Raw genomic sequence first — 20,762 nt, forward strand, 5'->3', positions numbered from 1 at the left:
ATAATAAAAAATTATAAAAAACAAGTATTTTATTTTTTATTTGATAATTATACATTAAAAATAAAAAAATAAAAACTCATACTCATTTTTTTAAGAAAACGAGTATAAAACTCATTTTTTTATACTTTATATATACTATTGAAGCATTATAGGAACTATATATTGTTTCATATTAATGAAAAATTTAAAATATAAGTTATATTTTAAATGCAAAAATTATTATTAATTATAAGCATGTAATTATGATATTTTAAGGAGAAATTAAATGAAAATGAAAAAAATAAACAATACATACTATGATCTATCAAAATCAAAAACTTTATACAGTAATAGAAGTGCTGTAATACAAAATGATGAAGAAATAGTACTTCTGTTAGGCAATGAAATGCGTAAAGAAAATGTTGTAGATGTAGAGGCTGCTGTATATCTATCTTTACCTAGTTTTCTTAGATTATATGATACATTAAAAGAAAAACTAGATAAATTCAAGAATGAAGGACATCTGTTATAAAATGGGGGTTAAAATTTATGAATAATAAAGATTATAAATATATAAAAGAATATAAACTCAATTCAAATAAAGATGCAATACTTGTTATATACAAAGATATTAATATAACAATGTACAATAGTTTATATAATATACTAAATAAATTATTAGAAAATGATATAAAAAACATAATAATATATTTCAAGAATATAAGATACATCATCTCAAATGCAATATACCTAATGCTTGAAGTTCAAAATGTGCTGGAGTTTAGAAAAGGAAAAATTATACTAACTGGATTAAATGAATATACAAAATGGTCTATAAAATCATGCGAAGCTCATAAAAAAATATACATATCGGATGATATATACAATGCTATAAAAGAACTTACAGCATAGCAATAAAAAATTAAAAAAGCAAGAGGGAATTCAAAAACCCACTTGCTTTTATAAATAAACTTTTTCTATTATATAAAATATATAAGATTAATATTGTTCATTAGTTAATACGGCATTGACAAAATCTGAATAATTTACATTAGCTAAATTATATACATGTAAAAAACCATTTGTAGCCATTATACTTGATGCTATTAAAGACCTGTTGCCGCTTCTGCAATAAACTATATACTCCTTATTCTTATCCAAGATATTTATTTTTGTTTTAAAATCTGTATCCATAACATCAATATTAATAGAATTAGGTAAACTTCCAGACATATATTCTTCTGCTGTCCTTACATCCAATAAAACTAAATTTGTAGACTTAGTCATAATATCCAATGCTTTTTTAAGATTAATATTATTATAAGCCTTTTTAGAGCATGAAAGCACCATTAATAAAAATATCATAATAATACTAAAATACAATAAACACTTTTTCATATATAAATATTCCTTAAATATATTATGTTAATTAATAATATTATATTTCTATATTTTGTCAAATAATTTTAATAATAAAATTATTAATTTTATATTTTTTATACTATTATGTTTTATATAATAAAGCGATAATAATATATATAAAAAGGAAATATATAAAGGTAAATATATATGTTTAAGAATATATTTTGTTTATTAATTATAATAATGATGTTATTATCATGTTCGGATAAGGACAGCGGAAAAATAGAAAATAGGAATAATATCAATATTATAGAAGATGATGAATACATAAAAAACATAGTAAAGGATTCATCTAAATAAATATATAAAAATACGGCATGATTAAAAATATTTATATTCACTATTTTATTATTTAAGCTTTATCTATATTTAATTTTATTTAAAACTTATAATATCAGAAAACAATATATTTAATAAAAAAATAAATTGTTAATCCTTAGATTTATTACTGCTTTTTTTAGATTTTTTATTTTCTTTATACTCATTTTTAAAATAGTCGCAGTACTGTGATACGGTGCATTTATTACATAATGGAGATATCGGCTTGCATAAATTCTGACCATATACAACTAAAGTATCATTATAAACTCTCCAATATTCTTTAGGAAGTTTATCTCTTAAAGCAAACTCTGTTTCTTCAGGTGTTTTAGTATGAACATATCCGAATCTGTTTGATATTCTATGAACATGCGTATCAACACATATTCCATCCTTATCAAATGCTTCTGTAACAACTAAATTGGCTACTTTTCTTCCAACACCTTTAAGTTTCAAAAGTTCATCAATCTCATCAGGAACATTTCCATTAAAATCATCAATTATCATTTGAGAAACTTCCAATATATTTTTTGCTTTTACTTTGTAAAAACCAACAGGATATATTAATTTAGATATTTCTTCCTCAGATAACTTAAGCATATCTTTAGGATTTCCAGCCTTTTCAAATAATCTCATAGATGCATCTCTAGTAGTAGGGTCTTTAGTTCTTAGAGAAAGCATTGTGGATATTAAAATTTTATAAGCATCCCTATTAGTAAGTATCTTTATTTCAGTAACTACAGGCATAGGCATTTCTTTTGTAACTTTAGTAAGTTCTTTCATTATAGGGTGTATATCATTATCATTCATAAAAAATCCTAAAAATATTATTTTTCAAATAGATACCAAAATACAGAATCCTTTTTTATAAAAGGTTTTAATTCTAAATATGTAAAATCAGCCTCAATAATACCCTGAGCATATCCTGCTATTTTATAAACAGGCCATATAAATTTAATACCAGTAGGTGTTATATCAAAAGTGTCGCTTAGTTCTATAGAATAAAAATCAAAAAAATCCTTCTCATTAAAATTCCTAAGCAGCTTGCTTCTCATCAAATTAATTAAATCTCTGTCATTCTTATTTTCTATCAATTCAGATATATTCCTGCCTACCCTCTCACCAGTAGAAATTAAATATATAGATGGTATAGAATTATATATTCCATGCATACCGCCTGTATAAGAATAATTATATATAGAAAAAGATATTATCTTATCATCCAAAAAAGAAACTTCTATTTCTCTTTTAATATAAAAATCCATATTATCATTTAATTCTTCTTTCCAGCTTCCATACTCATCCATAATAGCACTATTAAGAAGAAAATGTATTCTATTCTCATTTAATGATTTTATACCATCTACATCTAAAGATATTTTGTCTATTGGATTTGAATTTTTATCATTTTTTATAATAATAGCATCTTTAACAGATTCAAAATATCTGTTTCCTTCTTCATCAGCTTTTAAGGCAGAAGTTATAATGTCTATACTATTTATAGGATAAGAAGACTTTTTTGAAAAATTAAAATCATATTTATTATTTCCGTCATACGATGACCATTCTCCAGAAAATACAGAATTATCAGATATAGTCCCGCTGAAATATCCTGTTATGCGGTTGTTTACAGTTTCTTTTATATTAAAAGTATTACCAGATACTGTGCCTTCTAAGTTAATAAATTGCTTTATAGTATCATAATAATATTTACCCGTTATATTTTTATCATCTAAATATATATAAACATATACTTTTATCTCTCCTATACTGCCCTCGCAAAAAAAGAAATTACGCTTCAATATCTCAGGTGTCTGACTAAATAAAATCCCAGTAAAGAAGATGAATATTAATATAATTTTTATAAATAATCTATTCAATATATAATTTCCCTTCATTAATTTTTTATTATTATATATTTTAAAAAAAATAAAACAAGATATATTTTTCTTACATAAAACACTATTATAAATAAAAATGAGTATACCACTATAAAATGGTATACTCATAAAATATATAAAGTTAATAAATTATTTAGCAATATAATTAACTATTCTAGCAAACTTATCTGCAACCAATGAAGCACCTCCTACCAAAGCACCATCAATATTAGGCATATTAAGTAAATCATCAGCATTTTTTTCATTAACGCTTCCGCCGTAAAGTATAATCATTCCATCAGAAACAGAATCATTATAAAGAGATTTTAAAGTTTCTCTGATAGTTTTATGCACATCGTCAGCATCCTGAGGAGTAGCAGTTTTTCCAGTACCTATAGCCCAAACAGGTTCATAAGCTATAACTACCTTTTTAGCCTCAGCCTCACTTAATCCTTTAAATGCTGCTTTAGTCTGACCGCTTACTATATCAGAAGTTACTCCTTTTTCTCTCTCTTCCAAATGTTCACCCACACATAAAACAGGTATAAGATTTTTATCTAAAGCTCTTTTTACCTTCTTATTAATAAGTTCATCTTTCTCTCCAAAAATATCTCTGCATTCAGAGTGCCCTATAATAACATACTCACAACCTACAGCTAAAAGCATATCAGCAGAAATTTGTCCAGTAAAAGCACCTTTCTCCTCAAAATACAAATTCTGAGCACCCAATTTTATATTAGTTCCTTTAATAGCATTATGAACATCGCTCAAACAAGTAAAAGTAGGGGCTATCATTATATCTCTGTCTTTTACATCTTTAACTAAATCTTTTAATTGATTAACTAATTCCAACGCCTCTTTATTAGAATTATTCATTTTCCAGTTACCAGCTATAAGCTTTCTTCTAGCCATATTAATCTCCTTAATTTTTTATTTTATTAATTTACTCAATTCTTTGAAATTTTCAGTTTTAGAACCCTCTATATGCCAGAAAAGCACCATTTCAGTATTAATAATATTTGCTCCAATTTTTCTCATTTGTTCTAATGCTATTTTCTTATTTTCTTCTTTTCTTGAAGATACAGCATCAGCAACAACGCATACATTATATCCATTTTCAATTAAATGAAGTACACTATAATAAACGCATACATGAGTTTCTATACCAAATAAAATAATATTCTTCTTATCAAGAGAATTAAATTCTTTAACAAAGTCTTCTGTGCCAAAAACACTGAAATAATCTTTTGCAAATAATTTATAATTCTTAGGAAGCTCTATCCTTTCATCAGTTCCTCCAAGTCCCTTAGGATATTGCTCTGTTATCAAAACAGGTATATTATATATATCAGCTGTTTTTAATAAAATATTTGTATTTTTTATTAGTTCGTCTACACCATGTATAGTAGGCATTAATTTACCCTGCAAATCTATACATATATACAAAGAATCCTCTTTATCTAATATAGGCTTATTCATTACTTTCATAATAACTCCTTAAGTTTTTTATAAATTATAACAATAATTAAAAAAAAATCTACAAATAAAAAAGGGGAAACAATAAATTTTGTTTCCCCTTGAAATTCTAAATCAATTTTTTATACTAAAACAAATTATTACTGAGCTTGTTCTTGAGCAGCACCTGTATCAGCAGCAGCAGTATCAGTAGTAGCAGCACCACCTTCTTGAGTAGCAGTACCATCACCTATACGTCTTTGTTCAAGATCTCTTAATTCAGCTTGTTCACGTATTCTAGCAGCTTCGATAGCTTGTTTTCTATCGTTTTCTGTTTTTAATAACTGCCAAGTAGCTTCATCATCGATATCTTCTTCTAAGTCAACAACTACTACATCGTACTCAACTGTTACATCTTTAACATAAGTGATGAAATCTCCGCCTTTAGTATCTTTAGTTCTGTAGAAGCCTAAAGAATCTAATTTAATAGAAGGGATCATTCTAGGATAAAGAGGTTCTCTTACTAAGATTCTGTCGCGAACGTCAGGTAAATATTCTCTATTTTCCCATCTTACTTGTCTCCAACCATTAAAGTATATATGACCCATTGGATAAGATTTTAATTCACCAAATTCATTTTGTAAGTTTACAAAGTAGCTAATTAAATAGTTACGACCATAAACCCATGAACTGATAGATTTAATTTCACCAACATTATGTATAACACCTTTGCCTTCTGTATATTTAGTACCATCAGCACCGCCATACATTTCAAGTTCGTATACTGGTTTTACTAAAGCATAGCTGTTCCAACCTGGTAATGGGAAATGTACTCTTATACCAAGAACTTTACCAGCTTCCCAAGCACCGTTGTTACCTTTGCTGTCTACGTTAGTAACGTAAGAATTTCTGCGGTTTTCTGTTAATCTAGCAGATTCATTCAACCATACAACCCAGTTATCATTATAAAGATTTTCTGCAACTGGAACTAATTCATTTGTATCACCTTCTCCAGCTTGTAAGTTATCAGCATTACCTGTTAAAGCAAAATCAATCAAAGTTGAGTTTGTTAAACCGTAAGCAGATGCAGCGATAAAAATGGAAGTTAATACTACGAATAACTTTTTCATAATTTATTGCACTCCTTGTACTAATTAATAAGCATAATAATATAACTTTTATACACTAAATTCTCTAATTTGTCAAGCAAATTTGAGTAAAAAAATAATTCATTATTTGATATTATCTATTATTAATGTATAATCTATATCAAAAATGTAATTATGTAAATTAAATGATATAAAAAGGTATGAATTATGGCTTCAAAAAAAACTCCAAATAAAACAAAAACTATAAAACCGCCTATTTTATTTTCAAAAACTCAGGAGCTTATAAGTAAAATTACTAAGCAATTAGATGCTCCGCTGCTCGCTTATTGGAACTCTAATGGAGGAAGCGTATGCCAAAATGATGTTATTGTACTTTCAGATATACTTAAATATATAAATAAATGTGATAAAATATATTTCTTTATAAAAAGTTCTGGCGGAAGCGGACAGGCTTCTTTGAGAATAGTACATCTTTTAAGACAGTCATTTAAAAATGTTATAGCATTGCTTCCTTTAGAAGCTGCAAGTGCCGCTACAATGCTATGTTTAGGTGCTGATGAAATACAAATGGGACCTTTAGCATATATTACAGCTGTAGATACTTCATTACAGCATGAACTCTCGCCTGTAAATAAAAATAATACTATGGTTTATGTAAGTCAGGATGAGCTGTCAAGAGTAATAAAGTTATGGAGAGAACAGGCTGGAGAAAATGATAATAACCCTTATGAACATATATACAAATACATACATCCTTTAGTTTTGGGAGCAGTTGACAGAGCATCAAGTTTATCTGTTAAACTATGTAAAGATATTCTGTCATATCACATGAAGGATCAAAAATTAATAGACAGCATATCAAATTCTCTTAATTCAGAATATCCATCACATAGCTACCCTATAACTATTAAAGAGGCTAAAAAATTAGGGCTAAATGTAAAAGATATGGATAATAAACTAAATGATTCTTTAATGTCATTAAATGAATATTATTCAGAAATGGGACAGAAATCATGCACAGACTATGATGAGCTTAATTACCATGATAATGAAATATTAAATATTCATGAAGGTACTGGAATACAGATATACTATCAGGAAGATAAAGATTGGTATTATAGAGCAGAAGAAAGAAGATGGATATCTATGAATGATAACAGTTCTTGGATAAAAAATATTATTACAAAAGGAAAACAAAAGAAAAGTATATTTCATATTAGGTGATAGCTATGATTTATTTTACTTCAGATACTCATTTTAATTCATACAGCATAGTAAATAAAAAAAAATGTTTTAAAAACTTAGAAGAAATGCATGAAAAATTAATTAATAATTGGAATAATATAGTTTCAAATGAAGATGAAATTTATATATTGGGAGATTTCTCAAATGAAAAAGGATATTTAAAAACAGAAAATGTAATATCTAAACTTAATGGCAAAAAATATTTAATAGCTGGAAATAATGATAATTTCTTAAAAGATAAAAATTTTAATAGAGATTTATTTATTTTTATAAAAGATTATCATTTTCTTTCACTAAATATGAAAGATAAAAATGATAAAAGAATAAATATAGTTTTGTTCCATTATCCAATATATGAGTGGGAAGGTATGTATAAAGGCACTATTCATATACATGGACATATACATAGAAATGTTTTTTATAATAAAAAAGCATTTAATGTATCAAGTAATATACATAATTTCTATCCTGTTTCACTAGAAAAAATATTAAAAGAACTAAAGTTAATATAAAATCATATTATTTTTTTGAATTAATAATATTTTCAAATTTATTTATAACTTCTTCAGGCTTTATAACTTCTCTGCACTCAAATGTATTAATTTCACATTTTTTACCGCCGCATATACAGGCTGGATTATTCGGCTTTTTTTCTATTACATGGCTATTAATACCTATAGGATAATTTTGATAGGCAGGAGTTGCAAAATATAATGCTAAAGTAGGAATGCCGACTATTGAGGCAACATGCATAGCTCCTGAATCATTTCCGATAAATCCATCGCATAAACTCAAAATAGCTGCTATCATATCAAGAGGCATATACGGTATTACAGGATCATTATAAAGCATAGCAGATATTTTATCAGAAATCTCTTTCTCATTAGGCGTAGTTATAAATAATGTTAAAGCATCGTATTTATTTGATAAGTAATTTGCAGTTTCTGCAAAATATTCCTCTTTCCAAATCTTGCCGATACTATTGGTAGCACCTATTCCATAAGCAAATACAATTTTATTATCAGGATTTATCTCTTTCATGTATTCTTTGGCTTTATTTAATATTTCATCTCTTATATTTAATTTTATAGGAGGTCTTTTTTTATCTATACCTATAGCTTTAAGTAAATTAACATAATAATCTGATGTATTTATCCATCTTACATTTTTTCTATCAACGGCATCAGTTAACATAAAATTTCTTCCATCCGACTTGTATCCTACTCTCTTTTTTATTCCATGCCCAAAAACTCTAAATGCACTCTCAAATGAATTTGGAAAAAGCAAAGCAGCATCAAAATGATATTTTCTTAAATGAGGAAATCTTTTTAATTCCAAACATTCATCTATTAAACCGCTTACAGTAAATATGCCAAACATGGATTTTTTACTCATAACAGTTATTTTTATATCAGAATATTTTTCTCTTATTAAATAAATAGCAGGGATAGACATAACAATATCTCCAAGCCAATTAGGAGAATGTATAAGCAAATTTCGTATATTATTCATAAGTCAAATCATATAAAAATATAATAATTATAAGTCATCTAAATCTATAAAATCATTCATAAATTTTTCATAACCATTTATTATATTTTCGCAAGCACTTCCTTCTATCATTAAATTATTGGACTTTCTAACATTAATAAAATATTCATAAAGCATAGAAAAGTCATTTCTAAAGGTGTTTTTCCATGAATCTTTAGCATCGTCCATAACATCTACACTGCCGCAATTAAATATCATATATCTTAATAATTTATTTTGGCTGCTTTGAGTTGATATAACCATTTCTATATATTTCTCGTTAACAAAAGTTAATTGATCCTGAATATATACAGAATTAATTATACTTTCATCAGTGGGTATTAATTTTTCATTTTCATCTATATAATTATTTGAATAATAATTTACATTATTAAATATTATATTAATATAAAAAGCAGGTAATTTTACATCCATAGATTTCATTTTAACTAACGTATTGGCTAAACTACTCAAAGCCATATCCAATAATTTAATTTTAACCTGATTATTTGATATGCTTACCTCTTTTATTATAGAACTATGCATCTGACTAAGTCCTATATAATCAATGCTTCTGCCGAGTCTTAAAGAATTAGAAAATAAGAAATTTTTATATACATTATCTGATACGTAGCATCTTTCAAATGTTTCATCATCTAATATAATAGCATCTTTATCTGAGCGTCCCTGATACTGACTATAAAATATAGTTTCATATACACTAGGCGACAGCATAGAGGCTATCTCATATAATTTAACATCATTATAATCCATAAATAAAACTATATAACATTTCCTATACTTTTTATATCATAATCCATTATAAACAGCCTATATTTACTATTCACTCCATTATTTTTATTATAAAAATCCCTGCTTACACAAGTAAATTTAACAGGAATATTTTTCTCTCTTGAAATTTCAGAAGCTATATATTCGCCTCTATTTATATCATCTATAGAAGTATCATACATTAAATGAGTATTATTAACTATACCAGTTACTTTTAATCCAATAGCAGCCTCTATAGATATTAAATGTCCTAAAGCATAATCAACTGTAGAATTTTCTTCTCTATTAGCATTTAACACAAATAACACATCTGTTTCACTAATATCAACTTTCTCTCTAAAAGTGGCAAATGATAAACTTCCTGCAGAATTTCCTCCCATATCTATTATTCCAATAATATCCTTTCTATTAAATATTGAATACACCTCAGCAGATACTGCAGGCAAATCAGAACCAGACTGAGGCAAATAGCTTCCTATAACTTTTATATTACTGCTCTCTAAATATTTAGCATGCTCCCTTGATCTAAAATATGGATTAACAACATCTAAATCTGCTATATAAATAGGTTCTTTGGCAAGACTTCTAATATAAAGACTATAATTAATAGAAAAAGAAGTTTTACCTGCCCCATAATGTCCGCATATAATTGTTACTCTATTATAATCCATAAAAAAACTATCCTAAATTTCACACTATATATTAAATAAATATAATATATTTTACACTTTTTTCAATTTTTTTACTTAAATTAATTTTAGAATTATAAATATTATTTTTTATAATGTCAAATTTAATATATCAAATAACACAAAAAATATTTTTTTATACTTGAAAATAAAAATATAGTCGATATTATATAATAAGATTGTATTTAAAAAACTAAAAAATAGAATAATTATTTTAGGAATAAAAAATGAAAAAATATATATTTATTTTGATGCTTTTATATGCCTGCTGTTTATTTCCTCAATATGCAACTAATGATGCATATATTCCTCCAAATAATAACAACAATAACAATAATAATACAACAGCTCCAGCAGCAGAAAATAATCAAAATAATAATGAATATATAACTAATGATGCTATAATGGGAAGAAAACCTGCTGTAATAACTACACCTATAACAGGTTTTAAAAATATAACTTTAGGTGCCACAAGAGAAGATACAATAAATGCTATATTAAGCGACAATACAATGACTTTGCCTAAACAATATATGACTGGAACCGTAGATTTATCTACTGAAGAAAGTGCTACATTCCTTGCTTTAGAAGAAAATAAATTTTATAAAAGCGGATATTTTATATTTAAAAACGATTCCCTATATTCAATAACAATAAATTTCCAGCCTAATCAGGTTGATTTTTTGGAGCTATTATCAGCTTTAAATGCTAAATATACAAAAGGGGCCTTCTTAGATGCCAATACTGTAGCTTGGCAGAATGGGGACATAAGAATAATATTAGAAAGACCAAGTGTTGTTAAATATATAAATATGAATGATGTAACAACAACTTCAGATACCAGAATAAGAGAAAAAGAAGAAGCTCCGCCTCAAAATACTAGAAAATCAATACTAGAAGGACTATAATTATAATGTTGTTCAAATATACATTATTAATATCATTATTAATTTTATCATTTATATCATGCAGCGGTAATGACAAAGAAAAAAATACGAAAAGAGTAGAAATAATTTTAAAAGACGACATAGAAGATGACAAAGAAAATATTGAAATTAAAGACTATAATGAAGATAATTTAAAAAAATTAGCTTTATCATCTTTAAAAGAATTCTATGCTTTGCCTTATGATGCAGAAGGTGTGCGTATTGCTTATGAAAAATTCTATTCTACGAATTATAAAGAAATTCTCAGGAAAACTAGAAATATAAAGAATGCAGAAGAATATGTTCAAAGCGATCCTTCACTTGACTTTGAATTTGAAACTAAAATAGACAAAGTTTATGATATAAAATTGGATGGAAAAAAAGCATATATAGACGTTGATTCTTCAGTATATGACAGAGTAGAAGATACTACATCAAAGGCAAGACAAACTTTTGTAATGTCTTACGAAGATAATAAATGGGTTGTTTTGTAATATAATAATCAAGTTTTACAATGCCAATAATGAAAAATAAATAATATTAATAATACTTTATTTTTTTCCGAGAATATTAACATAATAATATCATTATTATTTAGGAGTTTATCTTGAAAGAGCCAATTATCGCTGGATTAGATGCAGGAAGTGCATCAGTAAAAACTATCATTGCCCGTGTTAATGATGATAAATTAGATGTTATAGGAATAGGAGAAAGTGAAAGCGAAGGCATAAAAAAAGGTGTTATTATTAATATTGATGCCGCTGCCAATGCTATAGAAAAATCTATAAATGAAGCTGAACACATGGCTGGATTGCAGGCTCCTGATATAATTGCTGCAATAGGCGGAGATCATATAAAAGGAATGAACAGTAAAGGCGTAATTGGAGTTAATACAAAAGATAAAGAAGTTACTTCTGCTGAAGTTGATAGAGTATTGGAAAGTGCAAAAAACATATTAATACCTGCTGACAGAGAAATTATAGAAGCTATAGAACAGGAATATTCTTTAGACGGACAGGATGAAATAAAAAATCCAGTAGGAATGTCTGGAACAAGACTAGAAACTAAAGTACATATTATAACTGGACTTAAACATGTAAGCGAGCATTTAAGAAAAACTTTAAATAAAATGCGTTTTTCTGGAAGAGATTTTATAGTTAATATACGGGGAAGTGCTGAAGCATGTCTTACTGAAGATGAAAAGGAACTTGGCGTTGTTGTATTTGATATAGGACATTCTACTACTTCTATGATGGTATATTTAGAAGGCTCTGTATGGCATACTGCTGTTATACCTGTAGGAAGCCAGCATATAACTAATGATATAGCTGAAGGACTTAGAATAACTATACCTTCTGCAGAGAAATTAAAAAGAGATCATGGATTTGCTTTTATAGATATGGTTGGAGAAAAAGAAATAATTGAAGTTCCAACTGCAAGCGGACAAATGAAAACTTTGCCTAAAAGAGTATTAACTGAAATAATACAGCCTAGAGTAGAAGAAATTTTCAGTTTATGCGGTAAGGAATTAAGCAAAATGAAATATATTGATTCTCTTTCTGCTGGCATGGTATTTACAGGAGGTGGGGCTTTGCTTCCTGGACTTGTAGAGCTTGCTAAGGCTTATCAGACTGCTGTTAAAGGGGCTGCTCCAATTACTGCAAGAATAGGGGTTCCTGATAAAATAGAAGGCATAAGAGATATAGCAAATAATCCTGCTTATTCTGCTGTTGTTGGCATACTTATGATGAGTTTGGATGAAGCTACGCAGGTAAATATACCTTCTCATAAAAAGACATCTGAAAAGGGTAAATTTAAATTCAATTTTAAAAATCCTTTCTCTGAATTCTTTAAATAATATAAATATTATAAAGCAATGGAATTAATAAGCCATTGCTTTTTTATAAATTAATAATTAAAGAAACATTTAATTTTTATTATATAATAAATGGGTTTTCAAAATATGAATCAAGAACCAGATAATGACGATATACTTGCTATAACTATACAGCTTATATTAGCAAGGATAATTATGATTAGCAATTTAGTTGCTTCAATTACTTTAATTATCACAAATGAAGGTATTAAAAGATATTATTTTATTGCATCTTTAATTTTTGCTCTATTCTTAATATTATATTTTCTTAAATCTATAAAAATAAAAATGTCTTTAATATACAGTATTATTCTAGCTATAATAATATTTGCCGCTAATTATTTTTTATAAAAATTTCATACTAAAATAAAAAATTAACTATAACTGTAAATTTTGACAAATACATTCTTTATTAGTATAATATGTATATGGGTAAAAAATTAAATACTGCAAAAATAAAACATTTTAATCCTTTGAATGATTATTTTATGCGTTACATGTTTGCTAAAAAAGGGCATGAAAATATATTAAAAGATCTCATAAATTCTGTGAGAATAGACTCTAATCAAGAAACTTTTGAAGATATAGAAGTACTCAATACTTTTAATCTAAAAGAAAATGTTCTTGATAAAGAAAGTATAGCTGATGTTAAAGCAAAAACCAAATCAGGCGAAACTATTATTATAGAAATACAAAGAATAGGCAATCAGTCATTTATATATAGGAGTTTATATTATTGGGCTAAAACCTACTTTACAAATTTAAAATCTAAAGATATATATTCAGATTTAACACCCGTAATAAGTATTAATATTTTGGATTTTAATTTGATAAAAGGTATAGAAAAGCCGCATAGCTGTTATTTCATTAAAGAGTCAGAAACTAATCATATATTGACCAACCATTTAGAGATTCATTTTTTAGAACTTAGAAAATTTAATAATAATAACAATTTATATGATGGATTATCAGATTGGTTTACATTTTTAAATTCAAAAGATAAATTGGAGGATACTATGGAAATATTAGTTAAGAAAAATCCCATAATGAAAGAGGTTTATGAAGAGTATAACAAATTTGTTAATAGTAATGATTTATATAACGGCTATAGTAATTATGAAAGAGATTATTTTAATGTTCTAATGCTTAATGAAGAGCGTATAAAGGGTATAAAACAAGGCGAAATAAATAAAGCAAAAGACATAGCACTAAATTTAAAAAATATGAATATGATGAGTAATGAAGATATAAGCAGAATAACAGGTTTAAGTATAGATGAAATAAAAAAATTATAATAAAAAAATACTTGGGAGTTATTTATGTATAAATACGAAGATTTTAAAATATCAATATATGGACAAGAAGAAAGTATTATAAATATAATTTCATATTTATATAATAATCAAATTTACAATAATAATACATCTGGATATTTAAATATAGATATATATTGTCCCCATCCAATTGCTTGCTGTTCTAATATTTATAATGTAGTAATTTCTACTAGAAATATAAATGAAATTTATGAATCTTCTATTAGAAAAAAATTTAATGGTGGTATTTATTATGATAAATACGGATTTGATAAAGAAAAATCATATTCACAAAACTCTAATAAATATAAAAGTATAATTCAGTTTACTGAAGAATTTGTTAAGATTAATGAAAAACATTTTAATTTGCTTAAACTATCTTTAAAAAATTTCTTAAAAATTAATAATATACCAATTATAAAAGATAAAGAATGTAAGTCTAAATATGGTCGTACTCATTATAATTCGGAATTCTTTCGTTATAGCTATAGAAATAATAATGATGGATATTTTACTTATATTGATGAAGGCATAAAAATTCTTTTAGTTTCATTAGCTGTATATATTGAAAACAAGTTATATTACAGTACTAATATTAATGATTATAAATGCGATGAAGTTTTTACATTAGATGATGAAAATAATGAAATTCCAGAATCAGATGACAACAAAACGAATAACGAGATAAATACTGAAACTATTAATGATTATAAAGAGGAGACACCATCTTCTAACGATACAGATAAAAATATTTTGGACAATGATATAGTAAAAAAACTGTTTATTAAATATATTGATAATGCTAAAAAAGGAGTATTGGAATTTGAAAACTCTTTTAAAAAGAATGAAAATATAAAAGATGCTGATAAAAAAGAAGCTGAAGAAAAGATAAAAGCTGCTAATTTCTTTATTTTATCTGCTGAGTATAATATAGAAAAAGAAAATGATGCAACGAAATTTATAAATAGTTATAATAAAACTATAGAACAAATTAACAGCGATTTTAATAATATTATGAATAGGTATAGAAAAATATCTACTCTGGTATATGTAATGGATGTTGATATGGAAGATTTTAATGATGTATATATACCTAAATTCGATATTAATAACATATTGAAAGATTTACTTAATTAATTTTTGAATTATATATTTTAAACAAATACGTTCCATCAATATTAAACTTTATAGAAATATTATCAGCTTTTTTGCCGCACAAAAAAGCTGCAAAAAACGCACATACTACAGTTTAATACCTTAAATTTTAATAAACAATGCAGTCCTTTTGCTTCTCGCCTGCCAAAGGCGGGCTTCTCCTTATACCAATACTTGACAGTACTTCCTTCAGTCGTAAAAGGACTGAAGTACAGACCATGTGCTTCGCCACAATTAATAAATAAAATTAGTTTTGAAACAAGTCTAATATATAGTAATTATTTTTTATAAAATTTTCTACTGTAATATAGCTTAAATCAAAAATAATTATATATTTTTTTAATATCTGAGATCCAACATTCGTGTAATGATTTATACATTAAGATAAAAAATACACAACATATAAAAATTATTATTATAATTTTTGAATTATAATAATTTTATCAAATGATTTTGAAGCAAGCCTATTTTGACAAACTAAATCATTTTTAGTATAATTAAATAATGAAAGAGATTAACAGACTTAATGATTTATTTGTACGATATCTAATTGGTATAGAAGGTGATGAGGATATATTAGAAAATATTGTTAATGCCGTTTTAAATGATGCAGGCTTTGAATCTGTTGGAAACCTTGAAATTCTTAATCCTTATAATCTGCCTGAAAATGAAAATTTAAAAGAATCAATAGCACCGAAGGTGGGCAGACGCCTTGATGTTAAAGCAAAAACTAAAGACGGTAAGAAAGTGCTTGTTGAAATACAATTAGTAGGCAACAATAATTTTATAAAAAGGATATTATACTACATAGCTAAAAATATAGCTTCTGAGTTAAAAGAAAGTGATTTATACATTAATATAAGCCAGATGATTAGTATTAGTTTTATAAATTTTAATTTAGATATTGGAAGTGAAACTGATATGAAAAGAGAGCATAAATGTTTAACATTTGCTGATATTAACAATCCCAGCCTTAGACTAGACGATTTTCAGATACATTTTATAGAGATTAAAAGATTTGAAGAAATATTAAAAAATGCTAGTACTAATGACTATCTCAAAAATAAGATTTTATCTTGGATTGATTTTTTTACAACAAAAGATTTAGAAAAAGATATTAATAAACTTGTAGGAGGAAATACAATTATGAGTAAGGTAATAGATAAATATAAAAGATTTGTAGCCGATGAAAAGGAAATGTCAGCTTATAATGAAAGAGATACTTTTCTTTACGGACAGGCTGCGATGCTCCAGTATGAAAGAGAAGCGGGAAAAAAAGAAGGTATGGAGATAGGATTTCAGCAGGGTATAGAGAAAGGTATAGAACGTGGAGAAATAAACAAAGCCAAAGACATAGCACTAAATTTAAAAAACATGAATATGAGTAATGAAAATATAAGCAGAATAACAGGTTTAAGTATAGATGAAATAAAAAAATTATGAGCATCTAATAAGCTTACTTATCAGATATTTTCAACGAATAATTTTTTATGTATAAATAAAGAAATAAAAGAACTACATTAAAATAGCATTCATTATTAATAAATAACACTTTAATTTTACAAAATAATTATTGAAGAGTTTTCAATAGAAAATTAATTATACGGAGTTCTAATTATGGGATGTTTGGGAGTATTATTTGCTTTAAGCGATAAGGATTTAAATAAATTATTAAAAACTTCAAGACTTGAAAGACCTGATTTTGCTTCTGAATATTTAGAAGAAATTTACTTTGAAAAACATAGAAAATATATTTATGAACTTGATAAATCTTGGGACGCCATGCATAGATGTCTTTCTAATGATGGGCTTTTAGTATTCGGCGATGATAATTATCCTTTCGGCTCTGTCATAATGGGAGGAGATGTTTTATACGGAAACGGTGATGATGAAGAAGATTTTATAATAACATTAAAAAAATCAAATATTGTTAAAGACATAGCTCAAAAAATAGAAACTATCACAAAAGAAAAGTTCAAAGAAAGATATTTTAAAATAGATGAAAAAAATTATGAGTATCCATTAAGTGATGAAGATTTTGAATACACTTGGGATTATTTTTACAGAAGTATAGAGTTTTGGAAAAATGCTTCCGAATCAAACAGGGCTGTAATATTCACAGTTGACCAGTAATTTTTAATAATGAATAAATATTTTATTTTTTTATTTTTTATTCTCTATATAAATGTTTTTTCAGTCATGCCTGATGATATTTATAAATTAAGCAATTTAAAATATAAAGGCTATGATATATACAGAGAAAAATCAAATATAATAGGATTTCATAAAGATGAATATAATTATAATTTATTTTTAGAAGATAATAATTTTGACACTAACAATTTATATATAGAAACATTAGATAAAGATTCAGATATTGAATTAAAAATAAATAAAAAACAAAATCAAAAATATAGTATAGAAATATTAGAAATAAATATAATTAAATTAGGGCGTATATTAAACACATATAAAATAAATATATACCCTACTCTATTTAATATAGAAGTAACAGACGGATACAATAATTATAAAGCTGTAAAAGAAAGTAAATCATTCATAATAAAAATACCAAAAAATATTTATGACAGTATAAATGAAAAAAATATTAACTCATTTCTGAAAATAGATTTCTTTTTAAATGGCAGCAAGAAAATCAAACATTATAAAGAAAATAATAATTATAAAACTTTTGATGTTGAGCTTTTCAGCAGATATCCGTATTATTTTAATGTTTATAATATAAAAATAATTTATGAATAAATAAATTTCATCTATTATCAGGATCAAATCTTTGCAAAAGTCTTATAAGAAAATAAGCTGCTAAAAACATTATAGGACATAATGCCCACTCTATGCCTTTGGGAAGCCCGGGAAAAACTTGTATAATAGAACCCAATACAAAACCAGATATTATTAAATAAGAAGATTTAACATAATGCTCCATCCAATATTCTAAAATTTTAGTAGTAAGTACAACTCCCAAAACAGAACCTGCAGCTAAAGGAATTAAATATGGAAAATATAAATTATGTACAGCATCAATAGTTTCTTTATATATACCCAAAAGCAAAAACATATATGACACACTTATACCGGGGAGTATCATTGCAATAGCAACAATTAATCCTGCTATTATAAGTATAAAGTACATAAACATTTCGCTTCTATTTCCTGAACTGCTGAAGAAGCCTTCTGGTATTATAGATATTAAATATACTATGCCAGCTCCTAAGAGAATATATATAATACTTAAAAAATCAAATTTATAAGATTTTGTTTTGTTATATACGGTATTAAATCCTCCTAATGCTGCCCCCATAAAAAAGAATGATGAAACTGTATAATATTTTTCTATTATGCTTGATAAAGGCTTTGAAACTATAACCATTCCTAAAACAGAGCCTATACAAAAAAATATCAAAAAGAAAAAGTTAATCTTATTTTTAATAAAATAATTCTCATTCTTTGAAAAACTTAAAATAGAGCTTAAAGAAGATATCAATTTATCATATATACCAAGTATCATAGCCATAGTACCTCCGCTGAAACCTGGTACAAGCATTGAAGCTCCTATAATAAAACCTTTAATAGAAGTATATATATAATTCATCATTGAAGTAAAATTCATAAAATATCAAAATCCTATTATTTATTAATTTGCGAAAAAAAGAATATATTATATACAAATTTAAAGCAAGTATTTTTTACAATATTTTACAATTTATTTACTTTATAAAATTATGAAAACAGTATTTGGTATTGATGCTTATAATAATTAAGCTATTATTTTATACTTTACAATTTGCAGTTATAAGTTATAATCAATTTTCAAAATACATATACGGGGTTATTATAAATGTCAGAAAATAAGTTAATAAATTCGAGCAGCAAAAAAATAATATATTTTATATTAGTATTTGTATTAATGGTAATTTCTTCTATTCCTGCTAATATATATGTATTATTGTTTGATACTGAATATGATTCTGAAAGATTAATTTACAATATGATTTTTAATAGTTTTTATTTTCAACTTTTTTGTTTTTTTTGTTATTCATTTTTATTTAATCTAAACAGTAATTTTGAAAATATTAATAAAAAGGCAATACTTATAACATTTTTATCATTTTTACTTTTATTTTTGCTCGGCATATTTACTTCGGCTCCTTTAAAAGATGCAATACCTGATATGCTTGAGTTTTTTAAATCTAATATAATGATTAATAAAAGTATATTAGCTTATATAATATTTTTTATTATAATACTTTTAGCTGATAATAATTTTAATATAAAAAATAGTACATATAATAGTTTTACTAAGCTAGGAGATATAATTTTCTTTTCTATAATAGCTGCAATTATTGCATTTGTATTTTGGGTATTTATTGTTTTTTTATATAATAAATTTATTTTTAGAACTAATATAGCATCTGATTTTGAATCGTTAATTGAAAAACTTCTTTTTATGTCTATTGTATTTGTTTTTTCTATAATACCTTTTATATTTTTCTTTGTGCAAAAGAAATTTAAAACTGTTTTATCAATATATATTTCTCGAGGATTATTATTTTTATATTCATTTTTAATATTCGCTTTATTTTTTGCTTTACTATATGAACCAATAAGACCTTTTGATAACACTAAGTCTTTTATAATTTATAATGCATTATTAGTTTTATCCATTTTTACTTTATACTTTATAAGAGCTGACTATAAAGCTGGAGTAATAACAAAAGCAATGTATATAATATTTCCAATACTAGCATTATTATTTAATATATTGGTATTAGGGACAAGCATATACAGAGTAATTATTTCAGAAAATAGAATAAATGAAATTTCTATTGCAGTTCTTAATATAATAATAGCTGTTAATTTAATATATATTATAATACAAAATATAAAGTCTATAATAAATATATTTAAAAATAATATTAATATAAATGAGGTAGTAATTGGAAATAATAAAATATATAGCTTCATTTATATTTATGGTATTTACTCATTTATTTTTTCTTTTATAGCTCCTATTGTAATGGTATTTTTAAAAAATAAATAAAAGTTCGAGAG

At 25.4% G+C, this 20,762-nt stretch carries 25 protein-coding genes; 15 read left to right on the forward strand and 10 right to left on the reverse strand.

Annotation, left to right across the window (positions count from 1 at the left end; translation table 11 throughout):
• Positions 1 to 265: 265 nt before the first annotated feature.
• Both Q0J69_RS00640 and Q0J69_RS00645 read left to right on the forward strand, forming a co-directional pair.
• Positions 266 to 511: a DUF3467 domain-containing protein gene (locus Q0J69_RS00640; RefSeq protein WP_297203318.1), complete on the forward strand. Its 246-nt coding sequence runs from the start codon at positions 266 to 268 to the stop codon at positions 509 to 511.
• A 17-nt stretch (positions 512 to 528) separates the two neighbouring features.
• Complete coding sequence (locus tag Q0J69_RS00645; protein ID WP_297203320.1) at positions 529 to 891, forward strand: hypothetical protein; 363 nt, start codon at positions 529 to 531, stop codon at positions 889 to 891.
• Between the two features lie 87 nt (positions 892 to 978).
• Here the strand turns inward: Q0J69_RS00645 and Q0J69_RS00650 are convergent, their stop codons facing one another.
• Positions 979 to 1,377 carry a rhodanese-like domain-containing protein gene (locus tag Q0J69_RS00650; protein WP_297203322.1) on the reverse strand — a complete coding sequence of 133 codons (399 nt, stop codon included), beginning with the start codon at positions 1,375 to 1,377 and terminating at the stop codon, positions 979 to 981.
• Between the two features lie 171 nt (positions 1,378 to 1,548).
• Between Q0J69_RS00650 and Q0J69_RS00655 the strand changes: the two genes are divergently transcribed.
• Positions 1,549 to 1,701, forward strand: coding sequence for a hypothetical protein (locus Q0J69_RS00655; protein WP_297203324.1), 153 nt, complete (start codon positions 1,549 to 1,551; stop codon positions 1,699 to 1,701).
• Positions 1,702 to 1,830: 129 nt separating this feature from the next.
• Here Q0J69_RS00655 and nth read toward each other — a convergent pair whose 3' ends face one another.
• The 5 genes from nth to Q0J69_RS00680 form a co-directional block, all read right to left on the reverse strand.
• Positions 1,831 to 2,529 (reverse strand): endonuclease III, encoded by a 699-nt coding sequence (gene nth / locus Q0J69_RS00660; RefSeq protein ID WP_297203326.1) that lies wholly within the window; start codon positions 2,527 to 2,529, stop codon positions 1,831 to 1,833.
• A gap of 17 nt (positions 2,530 to 2,546) precedes the next feature.
• Complete coding sequence (locus tag Q0J69_RS00665; protein ID WP_297203327.1) at positions 2,547 to 3,599, reverse strand: DUF4163 domain-containing protein; 1,053 nt, start codon at positions 3,597 to 3,599, stop codon at positions 2,547 to 2,549.
• 150 nt (positions 3,600 to 3,749) lie between these two features.
• Positions 3,750 to 4,511: a triose-phosphate isomerase gene (gene tpiA / locus Q0J69_RS00670; RefSeq protein ID WP_297203330.1), complete on the reverse strand. Its 762-nt coding sequence runs from the start codon at positions 4,509 to 4,511 to the stop codon at positions 3,750 to 3,752.
• A gap of 18 nt (positions 4,512 to 4,529) precedes the next feature.
• Complete coding sequence (locus tag Q0J69_RS00675) at positions 4,530 to 5,087, reverse strand: hydrolase (protein ID WP_297203332.1); 558 nt, start codon at positions 5,085 to 5,087, stop codon at positions 4,530 to 4,532.
• 128 nt (positions 5,088 to 5,215) lie between these two features.
• Positions 5,216 to 6,184, reverse strand: a complete 969-nt coding sequence (locus Q0J69_RS00680; protein ID WP_297203334.1) for a flagellar filament outer layer protein FlaA — start codon at positions 6,182 to 6,184, stop codon at positions 5,216 to 5,218.
• 186 nt (positions 6,185 to 6,370) lie between these two features.
• Here Q0J69_RS00680 and Q0J69_RS00685 point away from each other — a divergent pair, with 186 nt between their 5' ends.
• Together Q0J69_RS00685 and Q0J69_RS00690 are read left to right on the forward strand one after the other, a co-directional pair.
• Positions 6,371 to 7,387: a hypothetical protein gene (locus tag Q0J69_RS00685; protein ID WP_297203336.1), complete on the forward strand. Its 1,017-nt coding sequence runs from the start codon at positions 6,371 to 6,373 to the stop codon at positions 7,385 to 7,387.
• Positions 7,388 to 7,392: 5 nt separating this feature from the next.
• On the forward strand, positions 7,393 to 7,920 hold the full coding sequence (locus tag Q0J69_RS00690; RefSeq protein WP_297203338.1) for a metallophosphoesterase: 528 nt from the start codon (positions 7,393 to 7,395) through the stop codon (positions 7,918 to 7,920).
• A 7-nt stretch (positions 7,921 to 7,927) separates the two neighbouring features.
• Here the strand turns inward: Q0J69_RS00690 and Q0J69_RS00695 are convergent, their stop codons facing one another.
• Genes Q0J69_RS00695 through Q0J69_RS00705 form a run of 3 tightly spaced genes read right to left on the reverse strand, consistent with a single transcriptional unit; the run spans position 7,928 to position 10,401 of the window.
• Positions 7,928 to 8,920, reverse strand: coding sequence for a glycosyltransferase family 9 protein (locus tag Q0J69_RS00695; RefSeq protein WP_297203340.1), 993 nt, complete (start codon positions 8,918 to 8,920; stop codon positions 7,928 to 7,930).
• Positions 8,921 to 8,947: 27 nt separating this feature from the next.
• Positions 8,948 to 9,712, reverse strand: a complete 765-nt coding sequence (locus Q0J69_RS00700; RefSeq protein ID WP_297203342.1) for a hypothetical protein — start codon at positions 9,710 to 9,712, stop codon at positions 8,948 to 8,950.
• An 8-nt stretch (positions 9,713 to 9,720) separates the two neighbouring features.
• On the reverse strand, positions 9,721 to 10,401 hold the full coding sequence (locus tag Q0J69_RS00705) for an ATP/GTP-binding protein (protein WP_297203344.1): 681 nt from the start codon (positions 10,399 to 10,401) through the stop codon (positions 9,721 to 9,723).
• A 245-nt stretch (positions 10,402 to 10,646) separates the two neighbouring features.
• On the opposite strand from Q0J69_RS00705, the gene Q0J69_RS00710 reads away from it, so the two are divergent.
• The 9 genes from Q0J69_RS00710 (at position 10,647) to Q0J69_RS00750 (ending at position 18,452) form a co-directional block, all read left to right on the forward strand.
• Positions 10,647 to 11,327, forward strand: coding sequence for a hypothetical protein (locus Q0J69_RS00710; RefSeq protein WP_297203346.1), 681 nt, complete (start codon positions 10,647 to 10,649; stop codon positions 11,325 to 11,327).
• Between the two features lie 8 nt (positions 11,328 to 11,335).
• Entirely contained in the window at positions 11,336 to 11,839 is a 504-nt protein-coding gene (locus Q0J69_RS00715; RefSeq protein WP_297203908.1) for a hypothetical protein, read from the forward strand.
• A 113-nt stretch (positions 11,840 to 11,952) separates the two neighbouring features.
• On the forward strand, positions 11,953 to 13,203 hold the full coding sequence (ftsA, locus tag Q0J69_RS00720; protein ID WP_297203348.1) for a cell division protein FtsA: 1,251 nt from the start codon (positions 11,953 to 11,955) through the stop codon (positions 13,201 to 13,203).
• 105 nt (positions 13,204 to 13,308) lie between these two features.
• On the forward strand, positions 13,309 to 13,572 hold the full coding sequence (locus Q0J69_RS00725; protein WP_297203350.1) for a hypothetical protein: 264 nt from the start codon (positions 13,309 to 13,311) through the stop codon (positions 13,570 to 13,572).
• 77 nt (positions 13,573 to 13,649) lie between these two features.
• Positions 13,650 to 14,516: an Rpn family recombination-promoting nuclease/putative transposase gene (locus Q0J69_RS00730; RefSeq protein WP_297203352.1), complete on the forward strand. Its 867-nt coding sequence runs from the start codon at positions 13,650 to 13,652 to the stop codon at positions 14,514 to 14,516.
• Between the two features lie 24 nt (positions 14,517 to 14,540).
• Positions 14,541 to 15,671: a hypothetical protein gene (locus Q0J69_RS00735; protein WP_297203355.1), complete on the forward strand. Its 1,131-nt coding sequence runs from the start codon at positions 14,541 to 14,543 to the stop codon at positions 15,669 to 15,671.
• A 522-nt stretch (positions 15,672 to 16,193) separates the two neighbouring features.
• Complete coding sequence (locus Q0J69_RS00740; protein WP_297203357.1) at positions 16,194 to 17,132, forward strand: Rpn family recombination-promoting nuclease/putative transposase; 939 nt, start codon at positions 16,194 to 16,196, stop codon at positions 17,130 to 17,132.
• Positions 17,133 to 17,306: 174 nt separating this feature from the next.
• Complete coding sequence (locus Q0J69_RS00745; RefSeq protein WP_297203359.1) at positions 17,307 to 17,822, forward strand: YfbM family protein; 516 nt, start codon at positions 17,307 to 17,309, stop codon at positions 17,820 to 17,822.
• Positions 17,823 to 17,831: 9 nt separating this feature from the next.
• Positions 17,832 to 18,452 (forward strand): hypothetical protein, encoded by a 621-nt coding sequence (locus Q0J69_RS00750; RefSeq protein WP_297203362.1) that lies wholly within the window; start codon positions 17,832 to 17,834, stop codon positions 18,450 to 18,452.
• A gap of 7 nt (positions 18,453 to 18,459) precedes the next feature.
• On the opposite strand, the gene Q0J69_RS00755 is transcribed toward Q0J69_RS00750, so the two are convergent.
• Positions 18,460 to 19,320 carry a DUF368 domain-containing protein gene (locus Q0J69_RS00755; RefSeq protein ID WP_297203364.1) on the reverse strand — a complete coding sequence of 287 codons (861 nt, stop codon included), beginning with the start codon at positions 19,318 to 19,320 and terminating at the stop codon, positions 18,460 to 18,462.
• 228 nt (positions 19,321 to 19,548) lie between these two features.
• On the opposite strand from Q0J69_RS00755, the gene Q0J69_RS00760 reads away from it, so the two are divergent.
• Complete coding sequence (locus Q0J69_RS00760; RefSeq protein ID WP_297203366.1) at positions 19,549 to 20,751, forward strand: hypothetical protein; 1,203 nt, start codon at positions 19,549 to 19,551, stop codon at positions 20,749 to 20,751.
• Positions 20,752 to 20,762: the final 11 nt, after the last annotated feature.

The organism is uncultured Brachyspira sp., assembly GCF_944388875.1.
GTDB lineage: Bacteria > Spirochaetota > Brachyspiria > Brachyspirales > Brachyspiraceae > Brachyspira.

Excerpts from the sequence above, each read along its gene's own strand:
- Q0J69_RS00640 (WP_297203318.1), top strand. The coding sequence starts at position 266 with ATGAAAATGAAAAAAATAAACAATACATACTATGATCTATCAAAATCA.
- Q0J69_RS00645 (WP_297203320.1), top strand. The coding sequence starts at position 529 with ATGAATAATAAAGATTATAAATATATAAAAGAATATAAACTCAATTCA.
- Q0J69_RS00650 (WP_297203322.1), bottom strand. The coding sequence starts at position 1,377 with ATGAAAAAGTGTTTATTGTATTTTAGTATTATTATGATATTTTTATTA.
- Q0J69_RS00655 (WP_297203324.1), top strand. The coding sequence starts at position 1,549 with ATGTTTAAGAATATATTTTGTTTATTAATTATAATAATGATGTTATTA.
- nth (WP_297203326.1), bottom strand. The coding sequence starts at position 2,529 with ATGAATGATAATGATATACACCCTATAATGAAAGAACTTACTAAAGTT.
- tpiA (WP_297203330.1), bottom strand. The coding sequence starts at position 4,511 with ATGGCTAGAAGAAAGCTTATAGCTGGTAACTGGAAAATGAATAATTCT.
- Q0J69_RS00675 (WP_297203332.1), bottom strand. The coding sequence starts at position 5,087 with ATGAAAGTAATGAATAAGCCTATATTAGATAAAGAGGATTCTTTGTAT.
- Q0J69_RS00680 (WP_297203334.1), bottom strand. The coding sequence starts at position 6,184 with ATGAAAAAGTTATTCGTAGTATTAACTTCCATTTTTATCGCTGCATCT.
- Q0J69_RS00685 (WP_297203336.1), top strand. The coding sequence starts at position 6,371 with ATGGCTTCAAAAAAAACTCCAAATAAAACAAAAACTATAAAACCGCCT.
- Q0J69_RS00690 (WP_297203338.1), top strand. The coding sequence starts at position 7,393 with ATGATTTATTTTACTTCAGATACTCATTTTAATTCATACAGCATAGTA.
- Q0J69_RS00695 (WP_297203340.1), bottom strand. The coding sequence starts at position 8,920 with ATGAATAATATACGAAATTTGCTTATACATTCTCCTAATTGGCTTGGA.
- Q0J69_RS00700 (WP_297203342.1), bottom strand. The coding sequence starts at position 9,712 with ATGGATTATAATGATGTTAAATTATATGAGATAGCCTCTATGCTGTCG.
- Q0J69_RS00705 (WP_297203344.1), bottom strand. The coding sequence starts at position 10,401 with ATGGATTATAATAGAGTAACAATTATATGCGGACATTATGGGGCAGGT.
- Q0J69_RS00710 (WP_297203346.1), top strand. The coding sequence starts at position 10,647 with ATGAAAAAATATATATTTATTTTGATGCTTTTATATGCCTGCTGTTTA.
- Q0J69_RS00725 (WP_297203350.1), top strand. The coding sequence starts at position 13,309 with ATGAATCAAGAACCAGATAATGACGATATACTTGCTATAACTATACAG.
- Q0J69_RS00730 (WP_297203352.1), top strand. The coding sequence starts at position 13,650 with ATGGGTAAAAAATTAAATACTGCAAAAATAAAACATTTTAATCCTTTG.
- Q0J69_RS00735 (WP_297203355.1), top strand. The coding sequence starts at position 14,541 with ATGTATAAATACGAAGATTTTAAAATATCAATATATGGACAAGAAGAA.
- Q0J69_RS00740 (WP_297203357.1), top strand. The coding sequence starts at position 16,194 with ATGAAAGAGATTAACAGACTTAATGATTTATTTGTACGATATCTAATT.
- Q0J69_RS00745 (WP_297203359.1), top strand. The coding sequence starts at position 17,307 with ATGGGATGTTTGGGAGTATTATTTGCTTTAAGCGATAAGGATTTAAAT.
- Q0J69_RS00750 (WP_297203362.1), top strand. The coding sequence starts at position 17,832 with ATGAATAAATATTTTATTTTTTTATTTTTTATTCTCTATATAAATGTT.
- Q0J69_RS00755 (WP_297203364.1), bottom strand. The coding sequence starts at position 19,320 with ATGAATTTTACTTCAATGATGAATTATATATATACTTCTATTAAAGGT.
- Q0J69_RS00760 (WP_297203366.1), top strand. The coding sequence starts at position 19,549 with ATGTCAGAAAATAAGTTAATAAATTCGAGCAGCAAAAAAATAATATAT.